The organism is Pseudomonas luteola NBRC 103146 (assembly GCF_002091675.1).
Taxonomy (GTDB): Bacteria; Pseudomonadota; Gammaproteobacteria; order Pseudomonadales; family Pseudomonadaceae; genus Chryseomonas; species Chryseomonas luteola.
This window is the reverse complement of the sequence record NZ_BDAE01000025.1, coordinates 30,544-53,483: the sequence shown is the minus strand read 5'-3', so window position 1 is coordinate 53,483 and position 22,940 is coordinate 30,544. Positions and strand designations below refer to the sequence as shown.

The following is a 22,940-nucleotide window of genomic DNA, read 5'->3' as shown; positions in this document are numbered from 1 at the left end:
TAAAGGACTTCAACCCAGTCGTAACGATTCCTTCCGACTCGCTTTCTGTGATTTCGTTCGCAGCGGTTGGAGGCTCAGACAGGATGGAGGTCAAGAAACAGATGAGATGGCTACATAAGCTCAAGGAAATCAGCGCTTTCCTGGCTGCTTACGTCCACGGAAACGGTTGCGATTGAGCAGTACATAACCGATGAACTGGACAACTGCCGACAGGACCAGGGGCGTCAGGTGACCCGCGTCACGAGGCGCTCTTTCAGGACCGATCAGCGGCACCAGAGCCGTTATCAGCCCCACTACTCCGCCTACGAACAGCACCAGGCCGATCCAGGTCAATGGGCGTACTTTGGATTTGGAGTCGTTCATTCGATTACTCGGCTAGTTTCTAGGCGCACCTATTCTATCGGATCGTTCGCCTGACTGCCCCCGGTCGGTTGTGCTGAACCGAAACGGTTTCTTACCTTCAAATCTGTATATTGCCTTCGCAACCCAATCCCATTCCGATTCCAACCGCGAGTATTCAGCATGCGTATTGCTTGTCTTGCCTGGGGCTCCCTGATCTGGAAGCCCGGCCCGCTTCCATTGGCTTCTGCCTGGATGAACGATGGTCCAAGGTTGCCGGTAGAGCTCTGCCGCACCTGTGACGGTGGAGAATTAGCGGTTGCCTTGTCTTCAAGCGCACCGGATAGCCCCACGTTCTGGGCACTGTTGAATGTTCAGGACATTGATATCGCCCGTGAATTGTTACGTGATCGCGAGCAGATCAACCGTGAACGTCCTGAATACGTAGGCAGTATTCCAGGCGAATACGAAGGTCCGTATGGTGAACGCATTCGAGCCTGGGCTGACCACAGGGAGCTGGATGCCGTGGTCTGGACGGCGTTACCTCCCAAGTCAAGGGACGAAGAGGGCCGTATGCCTTCCGTTGATGAAGCCATTGCTTATCTCGATGGGCTTGAAGGGGGTATTCGAGACCATGCCTGCAACTATGTCAGGCAGCTTCCGCTTGAAATCAGAACGCCTTATCGCACCGCGATCGAGCAGCGCCTGGGCTGGATACCTGTTGATCAATGACCGATTCCTAACAACGGACAGTTGAGTTCATCGGCGAAGCATGGACTTAATACACTTTGTGTCCCGGATAATCCGGGAGCCGCCTGTTATCCTGTCACATGACCTCACAAAACGCTTCTGCTCTAACCCTATTTCGCGGCCCTGGTGAGATACGCGCCCTGGCAAGGGATCTTGATTGGTCGAAAACACCACTAGGCACCGTATCTACCTGGCCACAGAGCCTTCGCTCAACGGTCCGTACCCTTCTTTCGTCCCAGTACCCCATGATCCTTACCTGGGGTACTGCATTTACGCAGATCTACAATGATGCCTACGCCAAGCTGATCGGCGATAAACATCCCCGAGCGCTGGGCGAGGATATCCGCATTACCATGGCGGAAAACTGGGATACCCTTGGTCCTATGATCGAACGGGTCATGGAAAGTGGACAGGCGAACTGGACCGCAGCCCTTCCTCTGCTGATGGACCGCGCAGGCTACCGCGAAGAAGCCTATTTCAGCGTCTCCCATGCACCAGCCGAAAATGACGAGGGAAGCATTGTCGGCATGCTGGCCGTGTGTAGCGAAGTCACTCTACAGGTTGTAGGCGAGCGCCGATTGAAGCTGCTGAGCGATCTCTCCACACAGGCCGGTGAAATTCGAAGTGTCGAAACCACCGGCAGGGACATAGGAGCCGCATTGGCCAGTGATCCGCTGGATCTGCCTTTTGCACTGCTTTATCTAAAAGGTCCTGAAGAGACGCTGAATCTGGTTGCCGCGACGCCCATAGACCCGGGGGCTCATGTGCCCTCTACCGTGTCTGTAGGCAGCACCGCGACTGAGCCGCTGTGGCCCTTCAAACAGGTCTTGGCTGGGCAAGCCCAAACCATTACCGGGCTTTCAGATGCGCTGGGGCTTCATGGTGGCCTCTGGCAGGACCCTGTCGATTCGGCGCATATCATGCCGATTGCTGGCGAAAGTGACGCCGAGCCGCTAGGGGTCCTGATCGTGGGGATCAGTCCAAGCCGTGCGCTGGACGATGCCTATGCCACATTCATCACACTGGTCGCAGGGCAGGTTTCGACGGCTCTGCGCAATGCCCGTGCGTATGAACAGGCACAGCAGAGAGCCGAGATGCTGGCTGAGCTGGACCGTGCCAAGACTCAGTTCTTCTCCAACGTATCCCATGAGTTCAGAACCCCCCTGACACTCATGCTGGGTCCGCTTGAGGATCTACTTGGAACACAAACCCTGACGCCCGAGGTTCGGGGTGAGCTGACCATAGCGCACCGCAATGCCCTGCGCCTACTGCGGCTGGTCAATACATTGCTGGACTTCTCCCGTGTCGAAGCAGGCCGCTCGCAAGCCCGGTTTGTGCCTACGGATCTGGCATCTTTTACAGCGGATCTGGCGAGCAGTTTTCGCTCGGCTATCGAGCGGGCGGGTCTTCGTTTCGATGTCTTCTGCCCCACCCTCCCCGAGCCCGTCTTTGTCGACCGGGAGATGTGGGAAAAGGTGGTCCTCAATCTATTATCCAATGCGTTCAAGTTTACGTTCAGCGGCCAGATCCGACTGGAACTGAGCTCGACCGATACCCATGCTCAGCTGACCGTAGCTGACACCGGGGTCGGCATTGCTGCAGAGCACCTTCCCCGTCTTTTTGAGCGCTTCCACCGAATCGAGGACACCAAGAGCCGTTCCTATGAAGGTTCAGGTATTGGCCTGGCCCTGGTGAATGAGCTGGTTGCACTGCATGGTGGCTCGGTATCCGTGAACAGCGAGCTGAACCACGGCACCACGTTCACCTTGAGAATTCCCTTTGGCAGCCGTCATCTCCCGGACGAATTGCTTCAGGATGCTGCATCCGGTGCGAGCGAAAGCCCTGGAGCGGCACCGTTTGTAGAGGAGGCCTTGCGCTGGCTGGTTGATGACCCCGTGACTCCGCGGCTGGAAACCCAGGCGGCTGGAGCGGTGATGGTCGCAGCAAGGGATCCCATGAAGCGGCGTGCCCGTATTGTGCTAGCCGATGACAACGCGGATATGCGCGCCTACATTCAGCGCCTGCTTGAGCCTGATCATGACGTTGTTGCGGTCGCAGACGGAGCCGTCGCGCTTGAGGTTCTGCAGCAGTACGGGGCAGACCTGTTACTGACCGACGTGATGATGCCCCAACTGGATGGATTCGGCCTGGTACGCAAGCTACGGGAAGATCCGCTGCTTAACACCCTGCCCATCATTATGCTCTCGGCACGTGCCGGTGAAGAGGCCAGTGTGGATGGGCTGGCAGCCGGTGCAGATGACTACCTTGTCAAACCCTTTTCCGCCCGGGAGCTCAAGGCCAGGGTTCAATCTACCCTTGAGCTGGCACACCTGCGCCAGGAAGCCGAGGAGCAGCTGGCCCAGTCGCGAAAGATGGATGCGATCGGTCAGCTGACGGCGGGCGTGGCTCACGACTTCAACAACCTGCTTGCCGTCGTAATCGCCTCGCTGGATTTGCTGGAGCGGCGTACTCACGACGAGCATACGAGTCGCTTGCTGAAAAATGCCCAGCAGGCCGCCAATCGAGGCGCCAGGCTGACCGCGCAGCTGCTTGCCTTCTCGCGTAAGCAGCGACTCAATGCCCGCCCCGTTGACCTCAACTCGATCCTACAAGGTATGCAGGCCCTGTTGCACGCCACCCTTGGCGGCACCGTAGAACTGGTGATGAACCTTCAAGCAGGCCTCTGGCCCGCGCAAAGCGATTCTGACCAGTTTGAATTGGCTATCGTAAACCTGGCGGTGAATGCGCGGGACGCCATGCCCAGCGGCGGAAGCCTGACCATTCAGACACATAACATAGGCGCCTCGGATAGTCGCCCGGCCTCCCTGGGACGAGGCGAGTTCATACGTATCAGCCTTACCGACACCGTTGAGGGCATGTCTCAGGAGGTGCTCAGCCACGTGTTCGAGCCCTTTTTCACCACCAAAGCACAGGGCAAGGGGACAGGATTGGGCCTGGCCCAGGTCTATGGCACGGTTCGTCAGTTTGGGGGAGACGTTGAAATACAAAGCCAGCCAGGTCACGGCACGTGTATCTCTCTTTACCTGCCCCGTACTTCAGAGCCGGTACAGGCGATGAGCGAGCCGGTCAACGTAGACCTTTCCTCTCCAATCCCGCTAAGGATTCTGCTGGTGGATGACGACGCGCAGGTACGTCACTCAACGTCTGCCATGCTATCAGAGCTAGGCTATGAACACATCGAGGCGGCAAATGGGCAGGAAGCGATACAGCAGTTACATGATGGAGACGGGATAGACCTGCTTCTGACCGACTATGCCATGCCCGGCATGACAGGCATGGAGCTGTGCAAGCAAAGTCTGGCCATCAAACCGGAACTCAGGATTGTGCTGATGACGGGATATGCGGACTCAGCTGCGCTCTCTGCGGGCAATCTTACAGTATTGAGCAAGCCGTTTACTTTGAGCCAACTTGCCAGCGTCATTATTAATGTTGCAAGCCGCGAGCAAACTATCAAACTTAATTGACATAAGTACATTGGTATAAATAAAACCCTCAAGACAGGCTCTATCTTGAGGGTTTCAGAAATACTTTATTGTTGAGCAAACCGCATGGAAATATTGAATCCATTTAAAATAACGGTTCAATACTCTTTCAAAGGCAAATAAATACCTCTGATCCGCTAAACAGGATCCTATGAAGTAGTTTTGCTTTTATTCTTATGCGGTAAAAGCCACAGGGCTCGAAAGAAGCGTGATCAGGTCAGCAGCGGCGTTTCTTGGGCAGCACGGCTGATATCTTCGATGATCTGCTCTTTTTGCACTTCGGTCAGTGAATTCCACTGCTTCTGTGCGAAAACGGTGAGACTGAATACGATATAAACCGAGAGGACGCCAATAACCAGCCATTCCATGATCGATACGCCCTCTCGACGACGTTTCGATGCACCTTCTTTAGTTCTCACGTTACCTCCACACAAGATATTAAAAAATCGATTCAGCTGCCTGAAGACGCAAGCTTAATATCCAGCGGTCACATCAAAAGGCAGCAAGCTAACTAATAGGGGCAAAATACCTGACGAGCGGTTATCAACCAGTCAAATGACTGCAACCGTTAATTCTTGTCGTTAGGTATCGGTTTAAAAGACTACTTCTTGATACTCGTAGCGACTTATTCTTGACCTAGCGGCATGTCAAATGGATGACTTGGCCGGGTTTCAGGGAGAACCGGTTGTCCCAGTACTCGATACAAGCGTCGTGGCTGTTTCGTGGATCAGAAGATAAGGACAATATCCGGTCTTTCAACGCGACAATCAGCCGCACCCCTTTGTACTCGATATCCAACGAAACATTGTCCAGCGCAGCAGGAGGCGCAGGCATCACCTGTAAACAGGCCACACTGGGCACTATCCCCAGGTAATGCCGCTGCAGGACATCCAGCGACCCGGCCATAGCGCCCAAATGAATCCCTTCCTGAATGCCGCTATCAGAAGGTGCATCCAGATCGGTACGCAAGCTCTGCCTGAAGTAGTCCCAGGAGCGCTCCGCATCCAGACGAGCCAACGCACCCGCACAAACCACTTTCGACAGACTGGATTCATGCGTGATACGTGCCAGGTAGTAGTCAGCCGTTCGCCGAATCTCAGCCAAATGCTCGATATAGCCCAAGCGCGCAAAAAGCCGCTCCAATTCCTGGGGCGGAAACAAGTAAAGCAGCATCAGCACATCGGCTTGCTTGGTCAGCTGATAATTATCGGTCTTGTCACCTTGAGCCTCCAGCATCCAGTCCAGGCGCGGCCGCCCATCTTGACGAAATTTTGGGGGCGGTGATTCCAGCCGGTCAAAGCCTTCAAACTGGCTAATCACGCCATCTCCCTGCACAGGGATATACAGCGTACGGCTGATCCGATCCCAATCCACTCGCTCCTGTGGCGTAACACCAAGCCGCTGTTGAAGTGCATCGGCTTCCTCGTCAGGTAGTAGATCAAGTAATTCCAGAGCCAGGGCCAACACCCAGGACGCCATGACATTGGTATAGGCATTGTTATTGAGCCCCGGCACATCGGTATTGGGATACGCGTTGTGATACTCGTCGGGACCAATAACGCCTTCGATTACATAGCGCCCACGTCCTGGATCAAAACGCACCATGCTGGCCCAGAAGCGAGCAATTTCCAGAATCAGCTCGCCGCCGTTGTGGCTCAACAGGGAGCGATCTCCTGTGGCGAGATACAACTGCCAGACATCATAGGCAATGGCTGAACCCACGTGCCGTTGCAGATAGGTATGGTCGGGCACCCAGTGATGGGACAATGGATTACACTGATAAGGAGGGGTTTCCTCCCCTCCGGTTCGCCCGCTTCTCCAGGGGAACATCGCTCCGCGATACCCGCTCTTGCGCGCCAACGCCCGTGCCATGTCGAGGCGGGCATAGCGGTAGTTCACTACCGTATGAGCAAGCTCTGGAAAGTGAGTGGCTAGAAAGGGCATGGCAAAAATCTCATCCCAGAAGATCTGCCCAAAATATCCTTCCTGCCAACCTCTGGCAGGCCACCCCATGTCCTGACCAAGACTGTTGGGCGAAAGCGCCTGAAGCACATGGAAACGATGCAGGCGCAGGGGCAAGGCGAGATGATGCTCGGTCATCTGCATGGCCATGCGGCCCCATAACCCGTGCCAATGGGCGGCGTGCCGCTGCAGGACGCTATCAAAATCGGAGCGCCGACGGAGTTGGTCGAGCATAATCGAAAGCGTTCTCCCACTGTCCTCATGACGCGGGATTTCACCCTCGACCCTGACCGTTACATATTTCTCGATGATCAGCGTTCTGCCTTCAGGCAGATCACAGGTAGCCTCAAGGCACAGGCAGTCGCCCATCACGGCCTGTTGCCAGGGACCAGCCGGCATACTTAGCCGGGTATGTGCCGCAACTGCTACCTCGCGGGACCGGTCATGCAGGGATGCCAACACAGCGGCGCCACCGTCAGCTTCGCTATGGAATCCAATGGTTTGCAGGCGTCGCCCCTCATAGGCTGCATCACGCTTGACCCCGGCATTTCTGACCCCGGCGTTGAGCGTCGAGCGCACCCGGATGCAGCCTCCCTCGGGTACGTACACCTCCCAGCGCAGTACACACAGATCAGGGTCGGCCATGCTGACCAGACGCGTCTCGCTCAACCGCACTTCACGCGTCGGCCCCATCATGAAAGTCATGTCGCGCCGCAGCGTGCCACGGTCCAGTGAAAGTACCTGGCGATAACGCTGAAGCCTGACAGAGGCTAGGTTGAACCACAGGTCATCATCCAGCGCGAACGTGAGTCCGAACGGATCAGGCAGGTTGACCAAGGCCGACATGGCGATGCGCTTCCCATTCACCCTGCGTGGCGCATCGTCATACCAACCCGCACGATAAAAACCAGGGTAGTGCTGGTCGTCCCCCTGGCTCAGACGGCTTGCGCTAAGTTCCGGTGCACTGGCCCGCATACTGAGCACACCATTGCCCAGTGCCAGAAGTGCTTCACGGCGACGTTCGTCCGAGGGCTTGTACTCATTGAATATGATCTCGGTGCGAGTTGTGTTGAACGCATCATTCATGGAGATTGCGTACCCCTGCTCTCAGCCGGTCCGCCTGCTGCTCCACCTCCTCGCGCGAAGGATAGGCAGGTTGCGAGCCGTATCCTCTTACCGCCAGGTTGGCAGCAGCAACGCCTCGCAAAGCGGCTTCCAGCGGTGCGAGGCCTTCCAGCAGGGCAATCGACAGAACGCCTGTGAACGCATCACCGGCCCCCGTGCTGTCCACTACATCAGCCTCTCCTGCCGGGATAAGCGCTGCGCCCTCCTCGGTTGCCAGCACACAACCGCCATCTTCCAGCTTGATGCACACAATCGAGACGCCCCACTTATGAAGCGTTCGAGCCGCTTCCAAGGCCGATTCGGGAGAATCGATCGTGATGCCGGTGACTCCCTCGGCTTCGGAGGCATTGGGCGATACCGCCAGAACCTTGCTCAGCAATGCCTTTTCAACGCGGTCGGGAAAGGACAAGTCCATTACGACAGGAACGGTACGCTGGTCTGCCGCCTCGACAGCCTTACGCACTACCCAGGCAGGTATCTCATAGTCCACTGTCAGCAACGCCGGCGGAGCGGTCTGCCTGATCGCCTCAACCATGGCCTGGGCAGATGCCTCATCCCATTGATCGTTGGCGTTGGTTGCCAAAACGATCTGTTTCTTGCCTTGGGGCGGGACCATGATGATGGAAACCCCGGTAGTCGCTCCGCGCGCCGTGCAAACCGAACCTATATCGACCCCTGCAGCCTGCAGAGGCGACAGGGCTTGTCTTGCCAGATCATCGTCTCCCACGCAGCCCAGCAGCCGAGACGTACATCCGAATACCGCACCCAAGTAGGCTACGTTGGCCGCTTTGCCTCCCGAAAGGCGCACGTGGTCATGGGCGAGCAAGGTTTCGGTACTACCTGGCTCCTCATCGAGCCGCATTTGAAAGTCTGCATTAATGCTGCCCAGGGATAGCAATGTAGAGCGAGTCAAGGCGTTTCTCCCATGAGAAAAAGAGCTCTAAGGAGGACTCGCCCCGATTGTTCAGGTTCGCTGAAAGCTCGTTTTTACCGATCGATTGCGCAACCAGGTGTAACAACAGGCTGTCCACCTTAGACCCATACGTAAGGAACACCCATGACCTGTTGCCTGTTCGATATCAATGAAACACTGCTGGATCTGGCAGGGTTGGATTCGGTCTTCTTCCAGACCTTTGGCTCATCCACAGCGCGTAGTGCCTGGTTTGCCCAGACGCTGCAGAACGCCATGACCGCTACGATTACCGGCCCTAGCATTTCATTCGAGGAAGCTGGGCAGGCTGCGCTGACCATGCTGGCGCAGCTTGAACAGGTTCAGCTGTCAGAAGCCGATCGCCACCACGTTAAAACCGCCATGCGTATGCTGCCAGCGCACCCCGATGTCGAGCCAGCGCTTGAGCAGTTGCGCAAGTCAGGGGCTCGAATAGTCGCCCTGTCCAATAATGCACGCGAGCTGGTTGATGCCCAATTATCCGCCGCTGGACTGCGTGGCTATTTTGATGAAGTGCTTTCGGCAGAAGATGCTCAGACCCTGAAGCCGGATGCGCCTGCGTATCTCCAGGCTGCCAAAACCCTGAATACAGACCCAAAACGGCTGTGGCTGATTGCCGTGCATGCTTGGGACATCGCCGGCGCCCAACGCGCAGGCTTCAAGACCGCTCTGGTTTCACGCACTGCTCAACAGGTACCCAGCCCATTGGCGCCACCTACAGTTCAGGGTTCTGACCTGACGGCAGTCGTCGAACAGATACTGACCCTAGAGTCAGCCTGAATAGATGTTTCTGTATGTTACTGATTCCTGAGCCCATCAGTGACTAATGCCGCGGCCTCCACGGCAGGCAGAGATCACAGCCAAACTGTATACCCATGCGCATCTGTCGCAGACAGAAAAAAAACGTAGAACTTTGCGGACCTGACCTATGTCAATGAAACCGTAACGTTGGTGTGGCTATCAGGTGAGGCATATGGATAATCCTTTTCAAGTTATCGCTGCGGCTTTCGAAGCTGATTACCGCGTCAATTTCCGTATTGAGCGCATGGATGGAAGCGTCACGCTGACCCTTTCGGACGATACCGGCACCAAGGCTCGTCGTCTGATTACCAAAGAGCAACTGCACACGCCGAAAAAGCTGGACCGCGTCATCGATGGCATTCGCCTGGGCATGGCGATCGACAGTGGCTGTGGTGTACCGGAGCTGTTGGCCTCCCTGTCGCCCTACAAGACGTATTCGATCTCCCGCTGAGTAAGTAGTAGCTGCATGTCTTCACCCAACGGCCTTGGTGGCGTCTCGATGACTTATGATCAAGCTGAGTCGATCGGCGCGCCCTCCTCTTTTAATACGGTAATTCCGCTAGCTGACGCGGCGAACCTGTCGTCCAAAGAAAATACGGTCGTTACCGACGCGATCATGGCGACACGCTATGCGTTGGCATGTGATGAGCTGGCAGACGCGTTGGCCCCGCTCAAAGTGTGGCCAACACTGACTGACCTGCAGGGAACATTTTCCTTTAGCGTGCTTGATCTCTACGGACGCGTTGCCTACCGCTCAACACGCATTCGTCAGGTGCAATACAGCGAACCCGGTTCGCTGAAAGGTACTGTCTCGGCAGCACGACGCGCGTTGACTGCGCAGGGCCTGGGTTTTCCAGTCTGGGATACAGGTCTTGAAAAACCGGACACCTGTCCGGAGGAAACGACAGCCCCTGCAGATCTGCCTTGCAAGGGCTGTCGCTTGATGGGGTGTAAGTACTAGCGTCAATGGCCAGCCCTACTTTTTAGCGCAACAGCAACACCCGCCAGTGGCGGGTTTTTTGTTCTAAATCAACACGCATGACATCCAACAGGCAAAGCCTGCTGGATGTCGATTGAGCAAGCGCAATAACACGCTGTCATAGACAGACGCCTATGCCTCAATCAGCGTAACGCATTACGGTAGCGCCCGTGGCTCGCAAGGTAGCCAACGATTGCGGTGCCAACGCCCCCGCGCGAAGCGAGACGTCTTTGCGCATATCGTCGATCACGATTTGCAGCGCGCGGTCATCGCTTAGCTGGCGAGCGGAAATCACACGTGTGACTCGCGCATCGCTGCCCAAATCCTGTACGCAGAACACAACGCTTCCGTCAGGACGAGGCTCAGTTACCGAGCATTCGTAAGTTGGAAAGGCAGTCATCAGTTTTTCAGTTGCGCTATTCATCATTCCCCCATTCATTAAATAGTTTTACGTTTTATGAATGCGATGAGAAAGACAGTGACTTGGAAGCCAGAGTTCACAACAAAAACTTGAAATTCACGAAAAAATGCAATAGAAGTCGCGATCCTGCTACTATCAATGCGCCATCTACTGGCAAAATAGGCGATTTAAAGACGAAGCAGAGCCATATAACCCCCCTTCCTATCTCTATCAGCAGTGATAACACTGACCTAATCCTGCATTAAAAAGGTAGCGATCTGTTCGCAATTGAACGGCCAATCCAGCTCTCGTCCACTTTCCAGGTGACGCAGTACCGGAATTCGCATGCCGTACCGCTCCACGCCTCCATCCAATTCCACGATGTCAACGGCTTCGACCAGCAGACCATGCTCGACGAAGGGCATCAGTACCCTTTCAGCGTCATGACAGAGGTAGCAGGCTGCGGTAACCAACAACTGACAATGCGGGCTCATGGCCACCTCCTAAACGTGCAACATCTTTCAGTATGGTACGGATTGAGCAAGCCAGGCATTGATATACCTCAATGGAGTTTACGCTGGCTCGTTTAGACTTTTGCTCATTACCGCGGAGGCTTGGCGTATTCGAGGGGGGAGATAACCCCTCATTGCGTGGTCGACTTAGTGATGTAACCGGACTGTGAGGCCTACGTGTTCATTGATCTTCTCTTGCTGTTGGCGGCGTCCCTGGTGGTCATCTCGCTAATACGCCGAGTCGGACTGCCGCCCTTGCTGGGCTATCTGTTCGTAGGTCTGGTCCTGGGCCCCAATGCCTTGGGCTGGGTTCAGCCGGATCAGTCTCTTCCCCTGATTGCCGAGATGGGCGTCGTGTTTTTGCTTTTCATGCTAGGCCTGGAATTTTCCCTGCCTCGCATGCTGGCGTTGCGTCGGGTTGTCTTCGGGTTGGGCAGTTTCCAAGTTCTGCTATGCAGCATTCCGCTGGCACTGCTTCTGAATCTGCTGGGCGCCTCGCCCGGAACTGCAGCGTTGTTAGGGGTTGGACTGTCACTGTCTTCAACCGCCATCGTGACGCGAGAGCTTTCCACCTTGGGCGAAGTGCTGACGCCCCATGGTCAGAACACCATAGGCGTCCTGCTTTTTCAGGATGTGATCGCGGTACTGCTTTTGACCCTGATTCCGGTATTCAGCGGACATGCCGATACCGTGTGGTATTGGGCCCTTCCCCTTACTTTGGGCAAGACGGCCGTCCTGTTCATCACCCTATTGGCGGCCAGCCGCTGGCTCTTGCCTCCCCTGTTTCGTGAAATCGGCAGCTCCCGCTCCGCCGAGCTGTTTCTGCTGCTGGCATTGCTGATCGTCCTGCTCACCGCCTGGCTCACGCACCTGATGGGCCTTTCCATGGGCTTTGGCGCATTTCTGGCGGGGATGCTGCTGGGCGAGAGCCATTATCGGCATCAAGTCGAAGCGGATTTGCGGCCTTTCCGAGATGTGCTTCTAGGCCTGTTCTTTATCAGTGTCGGCATGCTGATCGATATACAGGTCGTCATACGCCAACCTGGTTTCGTACTGCTCCTGGTCCTGGCACTGGTCGTCCTGAAGGCAATCATCGTGGCACTGGTCGTTCGAAACCGCTTTGGCGATAACGCCACCGGCTGGCGCACGGGCGTGGCGCTGGCCCAGGGCAGCGAGTTCTGCTTTGCACTGGTAGCGCAGGCCAGGCAGGAAGGACTGGTGGAAGAAATGTTCTCCGGTGCGCTGTTGACGGCAGTTTTCATTTCCATGGCCATTGCGCCTGTGCTGCTGCGAAATGCTTCGCGGCTGGCCCGATCATTGGGGCTGGTCAGCCCAACACCCGTCTCGGACATTGCCAGTGCCAGCAAGGGTCTCGCCGGGCATGTCATCATCTGCGGCTTCGGCCGGGTCGGGCAGTCGATCGCCCGCCTGCTGAGCCTGGAGAAAATACCGTTCACAGCGCTGGATAACGATCCTGTTCGAGTCCAGGAAGCCGTGGCTATCGAGGCAAGCGTTCATTATGGAGACTCCAGTCGTACCGAGCTCCTGGAGGCCGTAGGCATTGCCCATGCCCGCCTATTGGTTGTTGCGGTAGACGACCCGTCCCGGGCGCTGGCTATCGTTCGCCTGGCACGTCAGCAACGGGCGGATCTACCTATCCTGGTGCGCACACGAGACAGCAGCCTCAACGCCAACCTGCGCGCTGCAGGTGCCAGTGCCGTTGTTCCCGAACTGCTTGAGTCAAGCCTGATGCTGGGATCTCAGGCGCTACTTCTCCTGGGGTTATCGGAGCGCCACGTCCAGGAGCGTATCGACACTATCCGCCGGGAGCGCTACAGCCTGCTGCAAGGTTATTACCAAGGCGCACAAGCCGATGTGCTGGATGCTCACCGCAACAGCCGCATCATGCTGCATGCCATCTATCTTCCCGATAATGCCCATGCGGTCGGGCGGTCCCTGGACTCTCTGGAGCTGGAGTCGCTGGGACTTAGTCTGGAAACCATCCGCCGTAATGACGCGGAGCTGATCATCACGCCGGAGCTACTTCTTAAAGCCCATGACACCGTGCTGCTCAAAGGGCCGGTCGCGGCGTTGGAGCAGGCCGAGGCCCGCTTGTTGGCCGGTATGTCATGAAAGAGCGACAAACGGAACCTTTGCGACCCAGACAGGTTCGAACCCGCTGAAGCAAATGAAATTCAATCTTTCACGATCTTTGCAAGGAGTATCGATATGACGATGGAAAGCGTTCTTCCACCCTCGCAGGAAGACCAGACCGATTCCAGCACTCAAAAGCAGACTCACCGTGAAAACCTGCGTAATGTTCAGAATGCGATTACTGCCGAGTTTTCTGCACTGATTGCAGATGCCGAGCGCCTGCTCAAAGGTTCGACATCGTCTTCGGGCGAGCAGATGGATGAAGCCCGCAGCCGCCTGACTGATACCCTGGCCCGCGCCCGCGAAACCCTGAAAGCCCAGCAGGCTTCCGTGTACGATCAAAGCCGTGCGGCCGTTCAGACCACTGAAGAATACGTTATCGAGCACCCGCTGAAGTCCGTAGGCATCGCAGCCGGTATCGGCTTTGTAGTAGGCCTGTTATTCACCCGTCGCTGATAAAGGAGTGGGATGAATGGACATGACACCGCCGAATCCCCATGAAATACCAGACGAAGTACCCAAGCCGTCCCTGAAGCGGATGGCAGGTGCGGCAGTCGGTCTGGTCCAGAGTCACCTCGAGCTGCTGGGTATCGAGGTTCAGGAAGAGAAGGTTCGCACCTTCAAGCTGTTCCTGCTGACCGGCCTGAGCCTGATTTTCGGTTTGCTAGTCCTGGTGGGGCTATCGGCGGCCGTCATCATTGCGTTCTGGGATACTCACCGTTTGCTGGCAACCCTTCTGCTTTCCGCCGCTTACGCCGTCGCGATGGCGCTGTGTGTCTGGAAGGCCATGAGCTTGATAAAGGGAAATCCTCCGTTCCATGCCACGCTTGAAGAGCTGGCCCGTAATCGGGAGCGCCTACTGCCATGAACCAACCTCTAACGGCGGCTGTTGGCCGTCAGAAGCGTAAGGAAATGGTACGGCTGCGCATGGAGCTGTACCGTCAGCAGATCGTTTACAACGCCGAGCCCTTGCACAATCCGCTCGGGACCTTGAAGGAGATGGTTCGTCCCAAGGACGTGGTCACTCAGTCCAAGGGGCCGTTGGTGATTGGTGCGACGCTGCTTCTATCGTTGTTTGGTAAGCGCCTGGGACCCATTGGACGCCTGGCGCGAATAGGTCTTGCCGTGTATCCCTTCGTCAAGCGTTACCAGACCGTGCGTCATAATCAGCACGCGCAGCACGCGGCGCAACAGGGTACTCATCACCCTTACCCTTAGGAATACTGGCGCACGGATGCGCCATATGCCTGCTCTATCCTAGCGAATATTGGCCGCATTCTTGCGAGAGAAAAGAGACCCTCTTTTCAACCTCAGGTCAGCTCACGGCAGACCTAATCCGCAGGAAGGACCCCGTGCTCACAGGATACCCTCTCGCCTTTTTCCAACCCTTCATCGATACCGCAACCGGACAGATCGCCGGCGTAGAAGCCTTGGGCCGCCTGCGTCAGGCAGACGGTAGCTGTCAGTCGGTAGGCCCACTGTTCGCGTCCCGTACAGTTTCACCCATAGACCTGCGCCAGTTGGATCGAGACATCCGTGATAATGCCCTGAGCCGCTTCCGCGACGCGCCACCAGACTGGTTTCTGAGCTTGAATATTTCCCCCCGCTGGATCAGCCACGCCCGTGCGGATCACCCATTGCCGAGCCTGAAGCAGGTCGAACGCCAGGGGATTGACCCTCGGCGTATCGTGTTTGAGATCACCGAGTTGGCAGGTAATCAACAACGCTTACTGGACGTGGTTCATCGCTACCGTACCGCCGGTGCCAGAATCGCCATTGATGACTTTGGTGCAGGCTATTCACAGCTGGATCGCGTCATGGACCTGGCACCGGATATTCTCAAGCTCGACATGCGCCTGTTCCAAGCCGCGGCCAGGGGTGGACCCAGTGGTGAAGTCGTCAGAGCCATGGCCCTGATGGCTGAGAAGATTGGCTGCTGGATCATTGCCGAAGGGGTTGAGACGGACGAAGAGCTTGATTTCGCACTGGAATGTGGCGCTCGCTACATACAAGGCTTTCTTTTTGCGCAAGCGGCTGAGCAGTTTCAACCAACCGGGACCCATGTCGAGCGCTTTGCAGCCTTGCGAACACGTTATGTGCAGCGCAAGCTACGAGAGCGTACAAGGCTCATGATGTTGCGCCACCAACTGGCCCGTTTTATCCAGGAGGTGCGTCCCTGGGCAGAAAACAGGTCAATGATCAGCGCACTTCCCCTTCCCCACGACCTGCCCTGGCTGCTGCGCCTGTATCAGTGCGATCGACATGGCACCCAGATAAGCCCGAATCTGGAATGGAACGGCATGTTCTGGCAGGAAAATCGTCGCTACCTGAACCACAACTGGTCATGGCGCCCGTACTTCTACAGCCTGCTTGCCGAGGGCGTGGATGAGCGCCGCCTGAATCTCTCCACCACCTACCGGGACGCTACCACTAACCGGTACTGCATGACGGCAGGCCAGTTCATTGCCCAGGGGCAGCGGCTTCTGCTGATCGACATTGACGCCTCGCTTTTGACGGAGCCTCAGATCTGAAAACCTGCCTGATCGAGAACGGTCTATCGTGTAAGCAATGCCCCAGTATCGCCTACAGGCACAAGCCTGCTAGGGTACGCCACACGAAAACCGTTGTTGCGAGGTAGGCCTTGGACTGGCAAACACTTCTAACCCGCGAGCGCCTCGGCAAGGCTGTGCACAGCACCGCCGAACTGGGCCGCAGCCCGTTTCACAAAGATCACGACCGTATCATTTTCTCAGGCGCCTTTCGCCGCCTGGGACGCAAGACGCAGGTGCATCCGGTCAGCAGCAACGACCATATCCATACCCGACTGACCCACAGTCTTGAAGTCGCCTGTGTAGGCCGCTCGCTCGGTATGCGCGTAGGCGAAAGCCTGCGTCATCAGTTGCCGGACTGGTGCGAACCCAGCGATCTGGGGGTAATCGTGCAGTCAGCGTGCCTGGCGCACGACATCGGCAATCCTCCTTTCGGACACTCGGGGGAAGATGCGATTCGCCACTGGTTCGCCCAAGCGGCCGGCCGTGGCTGGCTGGATGACATGAGCGACATCGAGCGCGACGATTTCCTGCACTTCGAAGGCAATGCCCAAGGCTTTCGTGTCCTGACACAGCTGGAGTACCACCAGTTCGATGGAGGTACACGTCTCACGTATGCCACATTGGGGACTTACTTGAAGTACCCCTGGACGTCCCGCTATGCCGAGGCACCCGGCTACAAGAAACACAAGTTTGGCTGCTACCAGAGCGAGCTGCCGCTGCTTGAACAGATTGCCAGCAAATTGGGTATTCCTCTGCTTGGCGAGGAGCGTTGGGCGCGGCATCCGCTGGTCTATCTGATGGAAGCGGCCGATGACATTTGCTATGCGCTGATCGACCTGGAAGATGGGTTGGAAATGGATCTGCTTACCTATGCCGAAGTGGAAGCCCTGCTGCTGGGCCTCGTAGGCGATGATCTGCCCGAAACCTATCGCCAGCTCGGCCCACAGGACTCGCGTCGGCGCAAGCTGGCCATCTTGCGTGGCAAGGCCATCGAACACCTGACCAATGCCACGGCACGCGCCTTTGTCGAACAACAGGACGCCCTGCTGGCCGGTACCCTGAAGGACGATCTGGTCGAACACATGGATGGTCCCGCCAAGCTGTGCGTGCAGCGCGCCAAAGCCATGGCCCGGGAAAAGATCTTCCAGGACAAGCGCAAGACACTGCATGAAATCGGTGCCTATACCACGCTTGAAATTCTGCTCAATGCGTTTTGTGGCGCAGCGCTTGAACAGCATCGCGGCCGTGAGCCATCCTTCAAGCACCGGCGCATTCTGGACCTGTTAGGCAACAGCGCGCCGGACCCGAACTGGCCGCTGCACCGCTCGTTCATGAGGGTAATCGACTTTATCGCCGGCATGACGGACAGCTACGCCACCGAAATGGCTCGCGAGATGACAGGACGCTCAAGCCCTGTTTGACCATGCTCTTCAGCCGATCATGAAAACGAGCGGCTGAAGAGTTCAGCGAGCCTTGCCGCAGTTACCCTGCGCTATCTGGCTGAGCATCAGCAGGGACGAGGAATAATAATCCTCCTGCTTCAACACTTCCGCCTGCAAGGATTGCGGCTGACCATCGAGCAGCGCGCGAATACCCAGCACTCCCCAGGAGGCCGCATAGGGTGCAACCTCACCAGAGACCAGATCGATCCAGGCAGGCGGTGAAGCCGGATCCTTGCTGTGCCAGAACGTACTGACTGCGCGCCACTCACCGCGCTTGCCAAGTCCTGCCCAGGCGCCATACAGCGGCACGCGGACGGCATCGAATCCAAAGCGTGACGGCCAGCCTTCGGCAGGCTTCAGGGTGCCGTCAGCTCCCAGGGCGATCCAGTCAGATGGTAATTTGGCCTCACCAAACTGCGCGGCTTGAAGCAATTGCGTGCCGCTCTGGAAAAGCGCCGTCCAGGGACCTTCCGGTTCGATCCGCGCAAAGGCTTGCAAGGCAGGAAAGATCCAGTACGACAGGTTGATAACGGTTCCGTCTGGACGCTTGAACCCTTCCAGACCTGGCAACAGCAGCGTATAGCCCTGCTCGCGCTGGATCAGATGCGCTGCAATGGCGTCACGAATCTGTTTCGAAGCCTTTGCATAGGCAGGGTTCTGCCAACGCTCACCTGCTTGCTGCAAGGCCCAGGCAATAAGCAGGTCCCCATCGGATGCATTATTGCGATCGGTGACGGCAGGATTTGCCTTTGGGTCGTACCTCCACGAGAACAATCGGTCCTCACGCTGCAGGGTCTGCTTCGTCCAGCTCCAAAGACGGTCAAACGCCCTGCGATCACCATTGGCCTCCGCAATCAGCATCGCGTAGCCCTGGCCCTCGGAATGGCTGATGCCCTGGTTACCCGTATCGGTAACACGTCCTTGCGCCGTCACGAACCGCTGCTGATAGATGTCCCAACCCTGCTGGCAGCTCAAGGGCTCACCTGACGCAAGGGCCGAGGCCAGACAAAGCACAGCCAGGAGCGCACATCGCCATGTTCTAACCTGCACAGCGAAACACCAGCGCGCCTTCGGGCGATTCCAGCAGACGAACCTGCAGCCGATGCTCCTCTCCCTGCGCCTGGAATATGTACTCATACAGACCCTCCAATACGGCAGCCAGGCTCCGGGTCCAGCGCTCGGAAGACTCAAGTATTGGATAGCCACCGTGCACGATCTCGATGGCCTTGCCCTGCACGCCAAAGCGTACCCAGCCCCAATCCATGGCCTTCCAGCGCTCGTTGACAACCCTCTCCAATGCCTCAAGTGTAGGCTGCTCGCTTAACGCCATGGATTCGCCCAGGCGAGCCCCTACCAGTCGCAGAAAACCCAGCGCATCGGCACTGCCAGCCGACTCATACATCTGGTTGATCAGCGTCAGAATAAGGCTGCCCCACCGCCCCCGCTCTTCTCGCGTGGACAAATAGGCAAGCGTCGCCTGTTCAATATCCTTGGACTGCATTACGGCAGGTTCTCCAGGTTGTGTTTCAAGTAGAGTTGTCCTGTGGTTTCGGAGTAATCACCAAAGGTATCGTAACTCAGCGCGCCGCCTACCTTGGTCTGCTTGCCCAGGCTATATTCGAGTTTAGCGCCCGCATTGAGCGCAAGCCCGCTGTCACTGCTGCCCTTGTATCGGGCGCTGCTGACATAGCCCTGCCCTGCAAGGAACTCCATGCTCGACTGCAAGGCCTTGTCGGTCGGGAAGTAGTCTTCACTCTTCTGATTGAACGCCTGAAAGCCGGGCGCCACGTTGAATTTCATGTCCCATTTGTCGTTGTACTTGGCGGTGTATTCGATCGGGAACGAGACGCCTACGTAATTTTGTGGGCTGAAATACCCGCCATGCCCGACGGTATAGCCGCTCAGATTCTTGTCAAAGCTGTTCCAGCCGAGGTGAATCCCTGTCTTGAGCTCACGGTCAGCCTCATGGATGGGGCGAACGTAGGCACCGGCATGGACTCCCAGGGCCTGGTTATCGGCAACGCCTTCTCCACGATAGATAAAGTAGTCGCCACCATAGTAAGCCCCCACATCGCCATCGTCGTAACTGTACTCAGCCGCTATACCGGTCTTGGTGACGCCACCCCAGCGCTTGCCCGTCAGCGGGTCCTTGGCTCCTGCATAGGACAAGACGCTGTCTGTTACTGCGCGCCGTTCGACGGCCAGGGACAACTTGCCGTTATCCCCGATCTTGGGCGTCCATTTAAACCCTCCCACCAGGTTTTGCTTCTCAAACCCGAGCGGGGTCGTGCCGACATCTGCCTGGAATTGTTCATGCCTGATTGCGGCGCTAAGCGCTACCCCGGAGTCGGACTGCGAACCCGGCTCGTAAGGTGCCATCACGGCGCTGGCGCGGTTATTGACAAGACTTTCGAGCAGGGCGCGGCCTTTTCCACCCAACGCATTGCCGGTGTCCGCACTCAACAGTTCGTTACGCACACTTTGCGCAGCGGCCTGTCGATCAGCCGCCGTCATATTGGTTCGGCTGTAATTGACGCTTTCCAGAAAATGCGTCGTAACCTTCTGCTCGAAGTTGAACGCCATCTGCCGATAGAGACTACCGGAGCCAAACCGGTTGGCGCTGTCGCCCTCCACCGACCCTGCGCTGATGGAAACAGGCGTGGCGGTAAGCTCCAGCCGGGTATTACCGAACGGCACCAGTGAGACCGTCAACGGCGCATTGACCTCAGTCAGCCTGCTCAGGCCGGTATCGCCATCCCGTGCACGAATGTTCATGCCCCCTTGGATGAAGGGCATCCGCGCCTGTTGAAGATCCGCCAGGGTTCGCTGAATATCGGTCATCAATGGATCGGCTGGTAGACCTGAAGAGGCTCGCTGCGTGTGCAGATAGCCTGGAACAGCAGAATCAGCGCCTGCATCGGCCAGTATCAAAGGCGAGCCAGCCACCGCATACTCCTTGCGGAATGGATTGCCTTGCCCCAAGGTGGCCAACTCGGCAGACGAACCAGACGCCTGAGGCACCACGCCGTGTTGCTTGCGCTGAGCCGCTTTCAGAAGTTCGATGGCGGTGTCTGTCTTACCCTGAGCCTGAGCGATCCGGGCTGAGAGGTAAAGCGAGGTGGCATCGTCGGTACGCCCGGCTTTCTTGAGAATGGCCGATGCGCGTGCCGGATCGTTCAATGCCAGGGCGGCACTGACGCCCCCCTTTACGGCATCTTCGTTGGCAGGGGTCTGCGCCAGTACGTATTCGTACACACCCAGCGCCTCCTTGGGCATGTGTCCGCCATCATAGAGCCGTCCCATCGCCAACAGCAGGTCCGGGTCCCGCGGCGACTGTGCCAATGCAGCCATTAACAGGTCATACGCTCCGGCGTTGTCGCCGCGCTTGCGCATCCAGTCCGCCTGATTGACAGCAATTCCCCGGCGCAAGCCGACCAGGCTGGCCTCATCCACTGCCGATAACCGTCCGCGACGCTCCAGCTGGTGCAGCAGCAGATCGGCTTCGGTCGTTTGACCGGCCTGACTCAACACTGAAACGACAGGCACATAATGGGTAACAGGCTGCTGGCCATCGTCACGCTGGAATTCCCTGACCAGCGACAATGCCCAGGCCGTTTGCCCCATATCGACCAGCGCCTGGGCCACAGCGCCGCGCCCGCCAAGGTCCGAAGGCGCATTATCATAAAGTTCACGCAGCGCCTGGCGCGCCTGGACTGCATTACCACCCGCAACGATCCGACGCGCACGGGCGATACGGCTGTTTATTTCGGTGCGCGCGATCAACTGAAGCATGTCCGGGGTACGAGCCGGCAAAGGGACACGCTCGATATAGCGCTGGGCATCCTCCCAGCGCACCTGCTCAATGGCGAATACGGCGGCGGCGTGCAAGGCTTCCGGATCGTTGCGGCGCGTATCCGGCTCCATAAGCGCCTGGGCCTGTACCGGGTCGGAACCGTGCAACAGCCGTGCATAGGCCAGGCGGATCCAGGGACTGTTTGGCGCAATGGCCAGGGCCTGCGCATAGAGTTTCAGCGCTTGTTCATTATTACCGGCCACGGATGCCTTGCGGGCACGCTCGCTCAAGGCCTGCGCTTCTACCTGCTCAAGGCTGCCTGCTGCCTGTTTGGCCATGGCAGGGTGCGCCTTGAGTAACGCCAACGCCTCGGCACTGCGTTGTTGCATGAGATAGCTGTTGTACAGCCCCAACCCCGCGGCAGTGTCATCCGGGCGCGCGCTCAATAGAGGTTTATAAACGGCTTCCGCCTCGGCTGCTTTGCTATTACGCAGCAGAATATCGCCATAAAGCAGCTTGCCCGAGCGCCCCTGCTCACCTGTTGCCTGCGCCAGCGCCCGGGCCTGCTGCTCGGCCTCCATCAGGCGGCCCCGGTCACGTAAAGCGCGCACGGCGGTGAGTTGGCCGTAAAAATCGGCATTACCTATGGCCTCCGCCCAACGAGCACGTTGCGTCGGATCAAGCTGACTGGCCCGCTCAAGGCTGCGCTTGGCCGCTTCGTAATCCTGGGCGCGCAATTGGATGATCCCCAGGCCGCCCCAGGCCTCGGCATCCTGTGGATCTTCCTGAAGCGCCTGCTGGAATTTACGGGCGGCCACATCGAGCCGACCTGCGTTCAAATCCTTGAAGGCTGCTGCCCTTGCCTGCCCTTGGGCGTTCTCGGCCTGAGCGTTGACCACCGTCATGAAGTGCTGAACGACCTCGGCATCATTCGGATTGATCTGGGCGTAGCGCTCATACAGCGCCTGATCAGAAGATTCCGCACCCAACCACAGCAGCGCCTGTCGCCAGGATTGCCGCGCCTCAGGCACCGAGCCTGACAGTTCGGCCAGCTGATGGATTCCTTCCCGCCGCGTCTCGTCCCGGTAGGTCAGCGCCTCGGCAAGCGCCAGACGCGCCTTGAGGTCGGCTGGATTGCGGCGAACCTGCTGCTCCAACCCATCGCGTCCCTGCACCCAACCGTTTTTTGTGCCTGCAAGCGTCTGGTAGTACTCAAGCGCCAAGTCATCTGGCGGAGGATTGCCGTTGAAGAGCGTTCTGTAGCGCAGGGCAGCCTCGTCAGCTTTACCTTGGCTTGCCAGCTGACGTATTTGCGGCAACTCGCTGCGATCAAGCGTCTTGGCCTGCGCCTGGTTTTGCAGGGTCTCGATGCGGGCGCTGTCCGGGTGCAGTTGTTTGAGTTTCTGCAACCAGCCTTCGTAGGCCACCCTGTCAGTACCCAGGGCAAGCTGAGCCTGCCGGTACAGGACCTCCTCGGATACCGGGTCAACCTGTAGAGCACGGTCGAGCGCCTGACGAGCCATGTCCGGCCGGTTGCGGCTCTGCCAAAAGCTGGCTTGCTGTAGCAAAACGTCTATCCCCTGATTTGCAATCGCCGTATCAGGCAGATTGGCATAGGTCATTCCGCTGAGCGCGCACAGCACCGCGACCGATAAGGTTTTCAGCGCATACTTCGGCAT

General features: G+C 57.5%; 20 protein-coding genes. 11 read left to right on the top strand and 9 right to left on the bottom strand.

All coding sequences use genetic code 11. The features are described from left to right. Window positions 1–129: 129 nt before the first annotated feature. Window positions 130–363 carry a hypothetical protein gene (locus PLU01S_RS20860; RefSeq protein WP_074823630.1) on the bottom strand — a complete coding sequence of 78 codons (234 nt, stop codon included), beginning with the start codon at window positions 361–363 and terminating at the stop codon, window positions 130–132. 159 nt (window positions 364–522) lie between these two features. Here PLU01S_RS20860 and PLU01S_RS20855 point away from each other — a divergent pair, with 159 nt between their 5' ends. Together PLU01S_RS20855 and PLU01S_RS20850 are read left to right on the top strand one after the other, a co-directional pair. Next, complete coding sequence (locus PLU01S_RS20855) at window positions 523–1,071, top strand: hypothetical protein (protein ID WP_019364248.1); 549 nt, start codon at window positions 523–525, stop codon at window positions 1,069–1,071. A gap of 263 nt (window positions 1,072–1,334) precedes the next feature. Continuing rightward, window positions 1,335–4,574, top strand: coding sequence for an ATP-binding protein (locus tag PLU01S_RS20850; protein WP_074823627.1), 3,240 nt, complete (start codon window positions 1,335–1,337; stop codon window positions 4,572–4,574). Window positions 4,575–4,804: 230 nt separating this feature from the next. On the opposite strand, the gene PLU01S_RS25465 is transcribed toward PLU01S_RS20850, so the two are convergent. The 3 genes from PLU01S_RS25465 to PLU01S_RS20840 form a co-directional block, all read right to left on the bottom strand. Then, window positions 4,805–5,011 carry a hypothetical protein gene (locus PLU01S_RS25465; RefSeq protein WP_010795055.1) on the bottom strand — a complete coding sequence of 69 codons (207 nt, stop codon included), beginning with the start codon at window positions 5,009–5,011 and terminating at the stop codon, window positions 4,805–4,807. A 217-nt stretch (window positions 5,012–5,228) separates the two neighbouring features. Continuing rightward, the gene (locus PLU01S_RS20845; protein WP_074823624.1) at window positions 5,229–7,640 is read right to left on the bottom strand and encodes a glycoside hydrolase family 65 protein; all 2,412 of its coding nucleotides are present in this window, start codon (window positions 7,638–7,640) and stop codon (window positions 5,229–5,231) included. Next, window positions 7,633–8,592: a PfkB family carbohydrate kinase gene (locus PLU01S_RS20840; RefSeq protein ID WP_074823621.1), complete on the bottom strand. Its 960-nt coding sequence runs from the start codon at window positions 8,590–8,592 to the stop codon at window positions 7,633–7,635. The genes PLU01S_RS20845 and PLU01S_RS20840 overlap by 8 nt, the downstream gene beginning before the upstream one ends. Before the next feature lie 144 nt (window positions 8,593–8,736). On the opposite strand from PLU01S_RS20840, the gene PLU01S_RS20835 reads away from it, so the two are divergent. From PLU01S_RS20835 to PLU01S_RS20825, 3 genes are all read left to right on the top strand, one after another. Beyond that, window positions 8,737–9,408: a haloacid dehalogenase type II gene (locus PLU01S_RS20835; RefSeq protein ID WP_074823618.1), complete on the top strand. Its 672-nt coding sequence runs from the start codon at window positions 8,737–8,739 to the stop codon at window positions 9,406–9,408. Between the two features lie 193 nt (window positions 9,409–9,601). Next, the gene (locus PLU01S_RS20830) at window positions 9,602–9,880 is read left to right on the top strand and encodes a DUF3509 domain-containing protein (protein WP_010795059.1); all 279 of its coding nucleotides are present in this window, start codon (window positions 9,602–9,604) and stop codon (window positions 9,878–9,880) included. Between the two features lie 15 nt (window positions 9,881–9,895). Further along, complete coding sequence (locus PLU01S_RS20825; protein WP_139208723.1) at window positions 9,896–10,390, top strand: hypothetical protein; 495 nt, start codon at window positions 9,896–9,898, stop codon at window positions 10,388–10,390. A gap of 157 nt (window positions 10,391–10,547) precedes the next feature. On the opposite strand, the gene PLU01S_RS20820 is transcribed toward PLU01S_RS20825, so the two are convergent. Further along, window positions 10,548–10,808: a DUF3509 domain-containing protein gene (locus PLU01S_RS20820; protein ID WP_169715110.1), complete on the bottom strand. Its 261-nt coding sequence runs from the start codon at window positions 10,806–10,808 to the stop codon at window positions 10,548–10,550. 251 nt (window positions 10,809–11,059) lie between these two features. Then, window positions 11,060–11,302, bottom strand: a complete 243-nt coding sequence (locus PLU01S_RS20815) for a glutaredoxin family protein (protein ID WP_074823612.1) — start codon at window positions 11,300–11,302, stop codon at window positions 11,060–11,062. Window positions 11,303–11,497: 195 nt separating this feature from the next. Here PLU01S_RS20815 and PLU01S_RS20810 point away from each other — a divergent pair, with 195 nt between their 5' ends. From PLU01S_RS20810 to PLU01S_RS20785, 6 genes are all read left to right on the top strand, one after another. Continuing rightward, the gene (locus tag PLU01S_RS20810; RefSeq protein ID WP_074823610.1) at window positions 11,498–13,453 is read left to right on the top strand and encodes a monovalent cation:proton antiporter family protein; all 1,956 of its coding nucleotides are present in this window, start codon (window positions 11,498–11,500) and stop codon (window positions 13,451–13,453) included. 96 nt (window positions 13,454–13,549) lie between these two features. Then, complete coding sequence (locus PLU01S_RS20805; RefSeq protein WP_019365812.1) at window positions 13,550–13,930, top strand: ElaB/YgaM/YqjD family protein; 381 nt, start codon at window positions 13,550–13,552, stop codon at window positions 13,928–13,930. A 16-nt stretch (window positions 13,931–13,946) separates the two neighbouring features. Further along, a complete protein-coding gene (locus PLU01S_RS20800) occupies window positions 13,947–14,342 on the top strand; it encodes a phage holin family protein (protein ID WP_010795065.1) in 396 nt (131 codons plus the stop codon). After that, window positions 14,339–14,692 carry a hypothetical protein gene (locus tag PLU01S_RS20795; protein ID WP_010795066.1) on the top strand — a complete coding sequence of 118 codons (354 nt, stop codon included), beginning with the start codon at window positions 14,339–14,341 and terminating at the stop codon, window positions 14,690–14,692. The genes PLU01S_RS20800 and PLU01S_RS20795 overlap by 4 nt, the downstream gene beginning before the upstream one ends. Before the next feature lie 134 nt (window positions 14,693–14,826). Then, the gene (locus PLU01S_RS20790; RefSeq protein WP_074823607.1) at window positions 14,827–16,005 is read left to right on the top strand and encodes an EAL domain-containing protein; all 1,179 of its coding nucleotides are present in this window, start codon (window positions 14,827–14,829) and stop codon (window positions 16,003–16,005) included. Window positions 16,006–16,115: 110 nt separating this feature from the next. Then, window positions 16,116–17,447 carry a deoxyguanosinetriphosphate triphosphohydrolase gene (locus PLU01S_RS20785; RefSeq protein WP_010795068.1) on the top strand — a complete coding sequence of 444 codons (1,332 nt, stop codon included), beginning with the start codon at window positions 16,116–16,118 and terminating at the stop codon, window positions 17,445–17,447. Window positions 17,448–17,489: 42 nt separating this feature from the next. On the opposite strand, the gene PLU01S_RS20780 is transcribed toward PLU01S_RS20785, so the two are convergent. The 3 genes from PLU01S_RS20780 to PLU01S_RS20770 are packed head-to-tail and all read right to left on the bottom strand — an operon-like array spanning window position 17,490 to window position 22,940. Then, window positions 17,490–18,518: a family 8 glycosyl hydrolase gene (locus tag PLU01S_RS20780; RefSeq protein ID WP_074823605.1), complete on the bottom strand. Its 1,029-nt coding sequence runs from the start codon at window positions 18,516–18,518 to the stop codon at window positions 17,490–17,492. Next, the gene (gene bcsD / locus PLU01S_RS20775) at window positions 18,508–18,969 is read right to left on the bottom strand and encodes a cellulose biosynthesis protein BcsD (protein WP_074823602.1); all 462 of its coding nucleotides are present in this window, start codon (window positions 18,967–18,969) and stop codon (window positions 18,508–18,510) included. Before bcsD ends, PLU01S_RS20780 begins: the two co-directional genes overlap by 11 nt. Then, on the bottom strand, window positions 18,969–22,940 hold the full coding sequence (locus PLU01S_RS20770; protein ID WP_074823600.1) for a cellulose biosynthesis protein BcsC: 3,972 nt from the start codon (window positions 22,938–22,940) through the stop codon (window positions 18,969–18,971). The genes bcsD and PLU01S_RS20770 overlap by 1 nt, the downstream gene beginning before the upstream one ends.

Excerpts from the sequence above, each read along its gene's own strand:
- PLU01S_RS20860 (WP_074823630.1), bottom strand. The coding sequence starts at position 363 with ATGAACGACTCCAAATCCAAAGTACGCCCATTGACCTGGATCGGCCTG.
- PLU01S_RS20855 (WP_019364248.1), top strand. The coding sequence starts at position 523 with ATGCGTATTGCTTGTCTTGCCTGGGGCTCCCTGATCTGGAAGCCCGGC.
- PLU01S_RS20850 (WP_074823627.1), top strand. The coding sequence starts at position 1,335 with ATGATCCTTACCTGGGGTACTGCATTTACGCAGATCTACAATGATGCC.
- PLU01S_RS20845 (WP_074823624.1), bottom strand. The coding sequence starts at position 7,640 with ATGAATGATGCGTTCAACACAACTCGCACCGAGATCATATTCAATGAG.
- PLU01S_RS20835 (WP_074823618.1), top strand. The coding sequence starts at position 8,737 with ATGACCTGTTGCCTGTTCGATATCAATGAAACACTGCTGGATCTGGCA.
- PLU01S_RS20830 (WP_010795059.1), top strand. The coding sequence starts at position 9,602 with ATGGATAATCCTTTTCAAGTTATCGCTGCGGCTTTCGAAGCTGATTAC.
- PLU01S_RS20825 (WP_139208723.1), top strand. The coding sequence starts at position 9,896 with ATGTCTTCACCCAACGGCCTTGGTGGCGTCTCGATGACTTATGATCAA.
- PLU01S_RS20820 (WP_169715110.1), bottom strand. The coding sequence starts at position 10,808 with ATGACTGCCTTTCCAACTTACGAATGCTCGGTAACTGAGCCTCGTCCT.
- PLU01S_RS20815 (WP_074823612.1), bottom strand. The coding sequence starts at position 11,302 with ATGAGCCCGCATTGTCAGTTGTTGGTTACCGCAGCCTGCTACCTCTGT.
- PLU01S_RS20805 (WP_019365812.1), top strand. The coding sequence starts at position 13,550 with ATGACGATGGAAAGCGTTCTTCCACCCTCGCAGGAAGACCAGACCGAT.
- PLU01S_RS20800 (WP_010795065.1), top strand. The coding sequence starts at position 13,947 with ATGGACATGACACCGCCGAATCCCCATGAAATACCAGACGAAGTACCC.
- PLU01S_RS20795 (WP_010795066.1), top strand. The coding sequence starts at position 14,339 with ATGAACCAACCTCTAACGGCGGCTGTTGGCCGTCAGAAGCGTAAGGAA.
- bcsD (WP_074823602.1), bottom strand. The coding sequence starts at position 18,969 with ATGCAGTCCAAGGATATTGAACAGGCGACGCTTGCCTATTTGTCCACG.
- PLU01S_RS20770 (WP_074823600.1), bottom strand. The coding sequence starts at position 22,940 with ATGCCGAAGTATGCGCTGAAAACCTTATCGGTCGCGGTGCTGTGCGCG.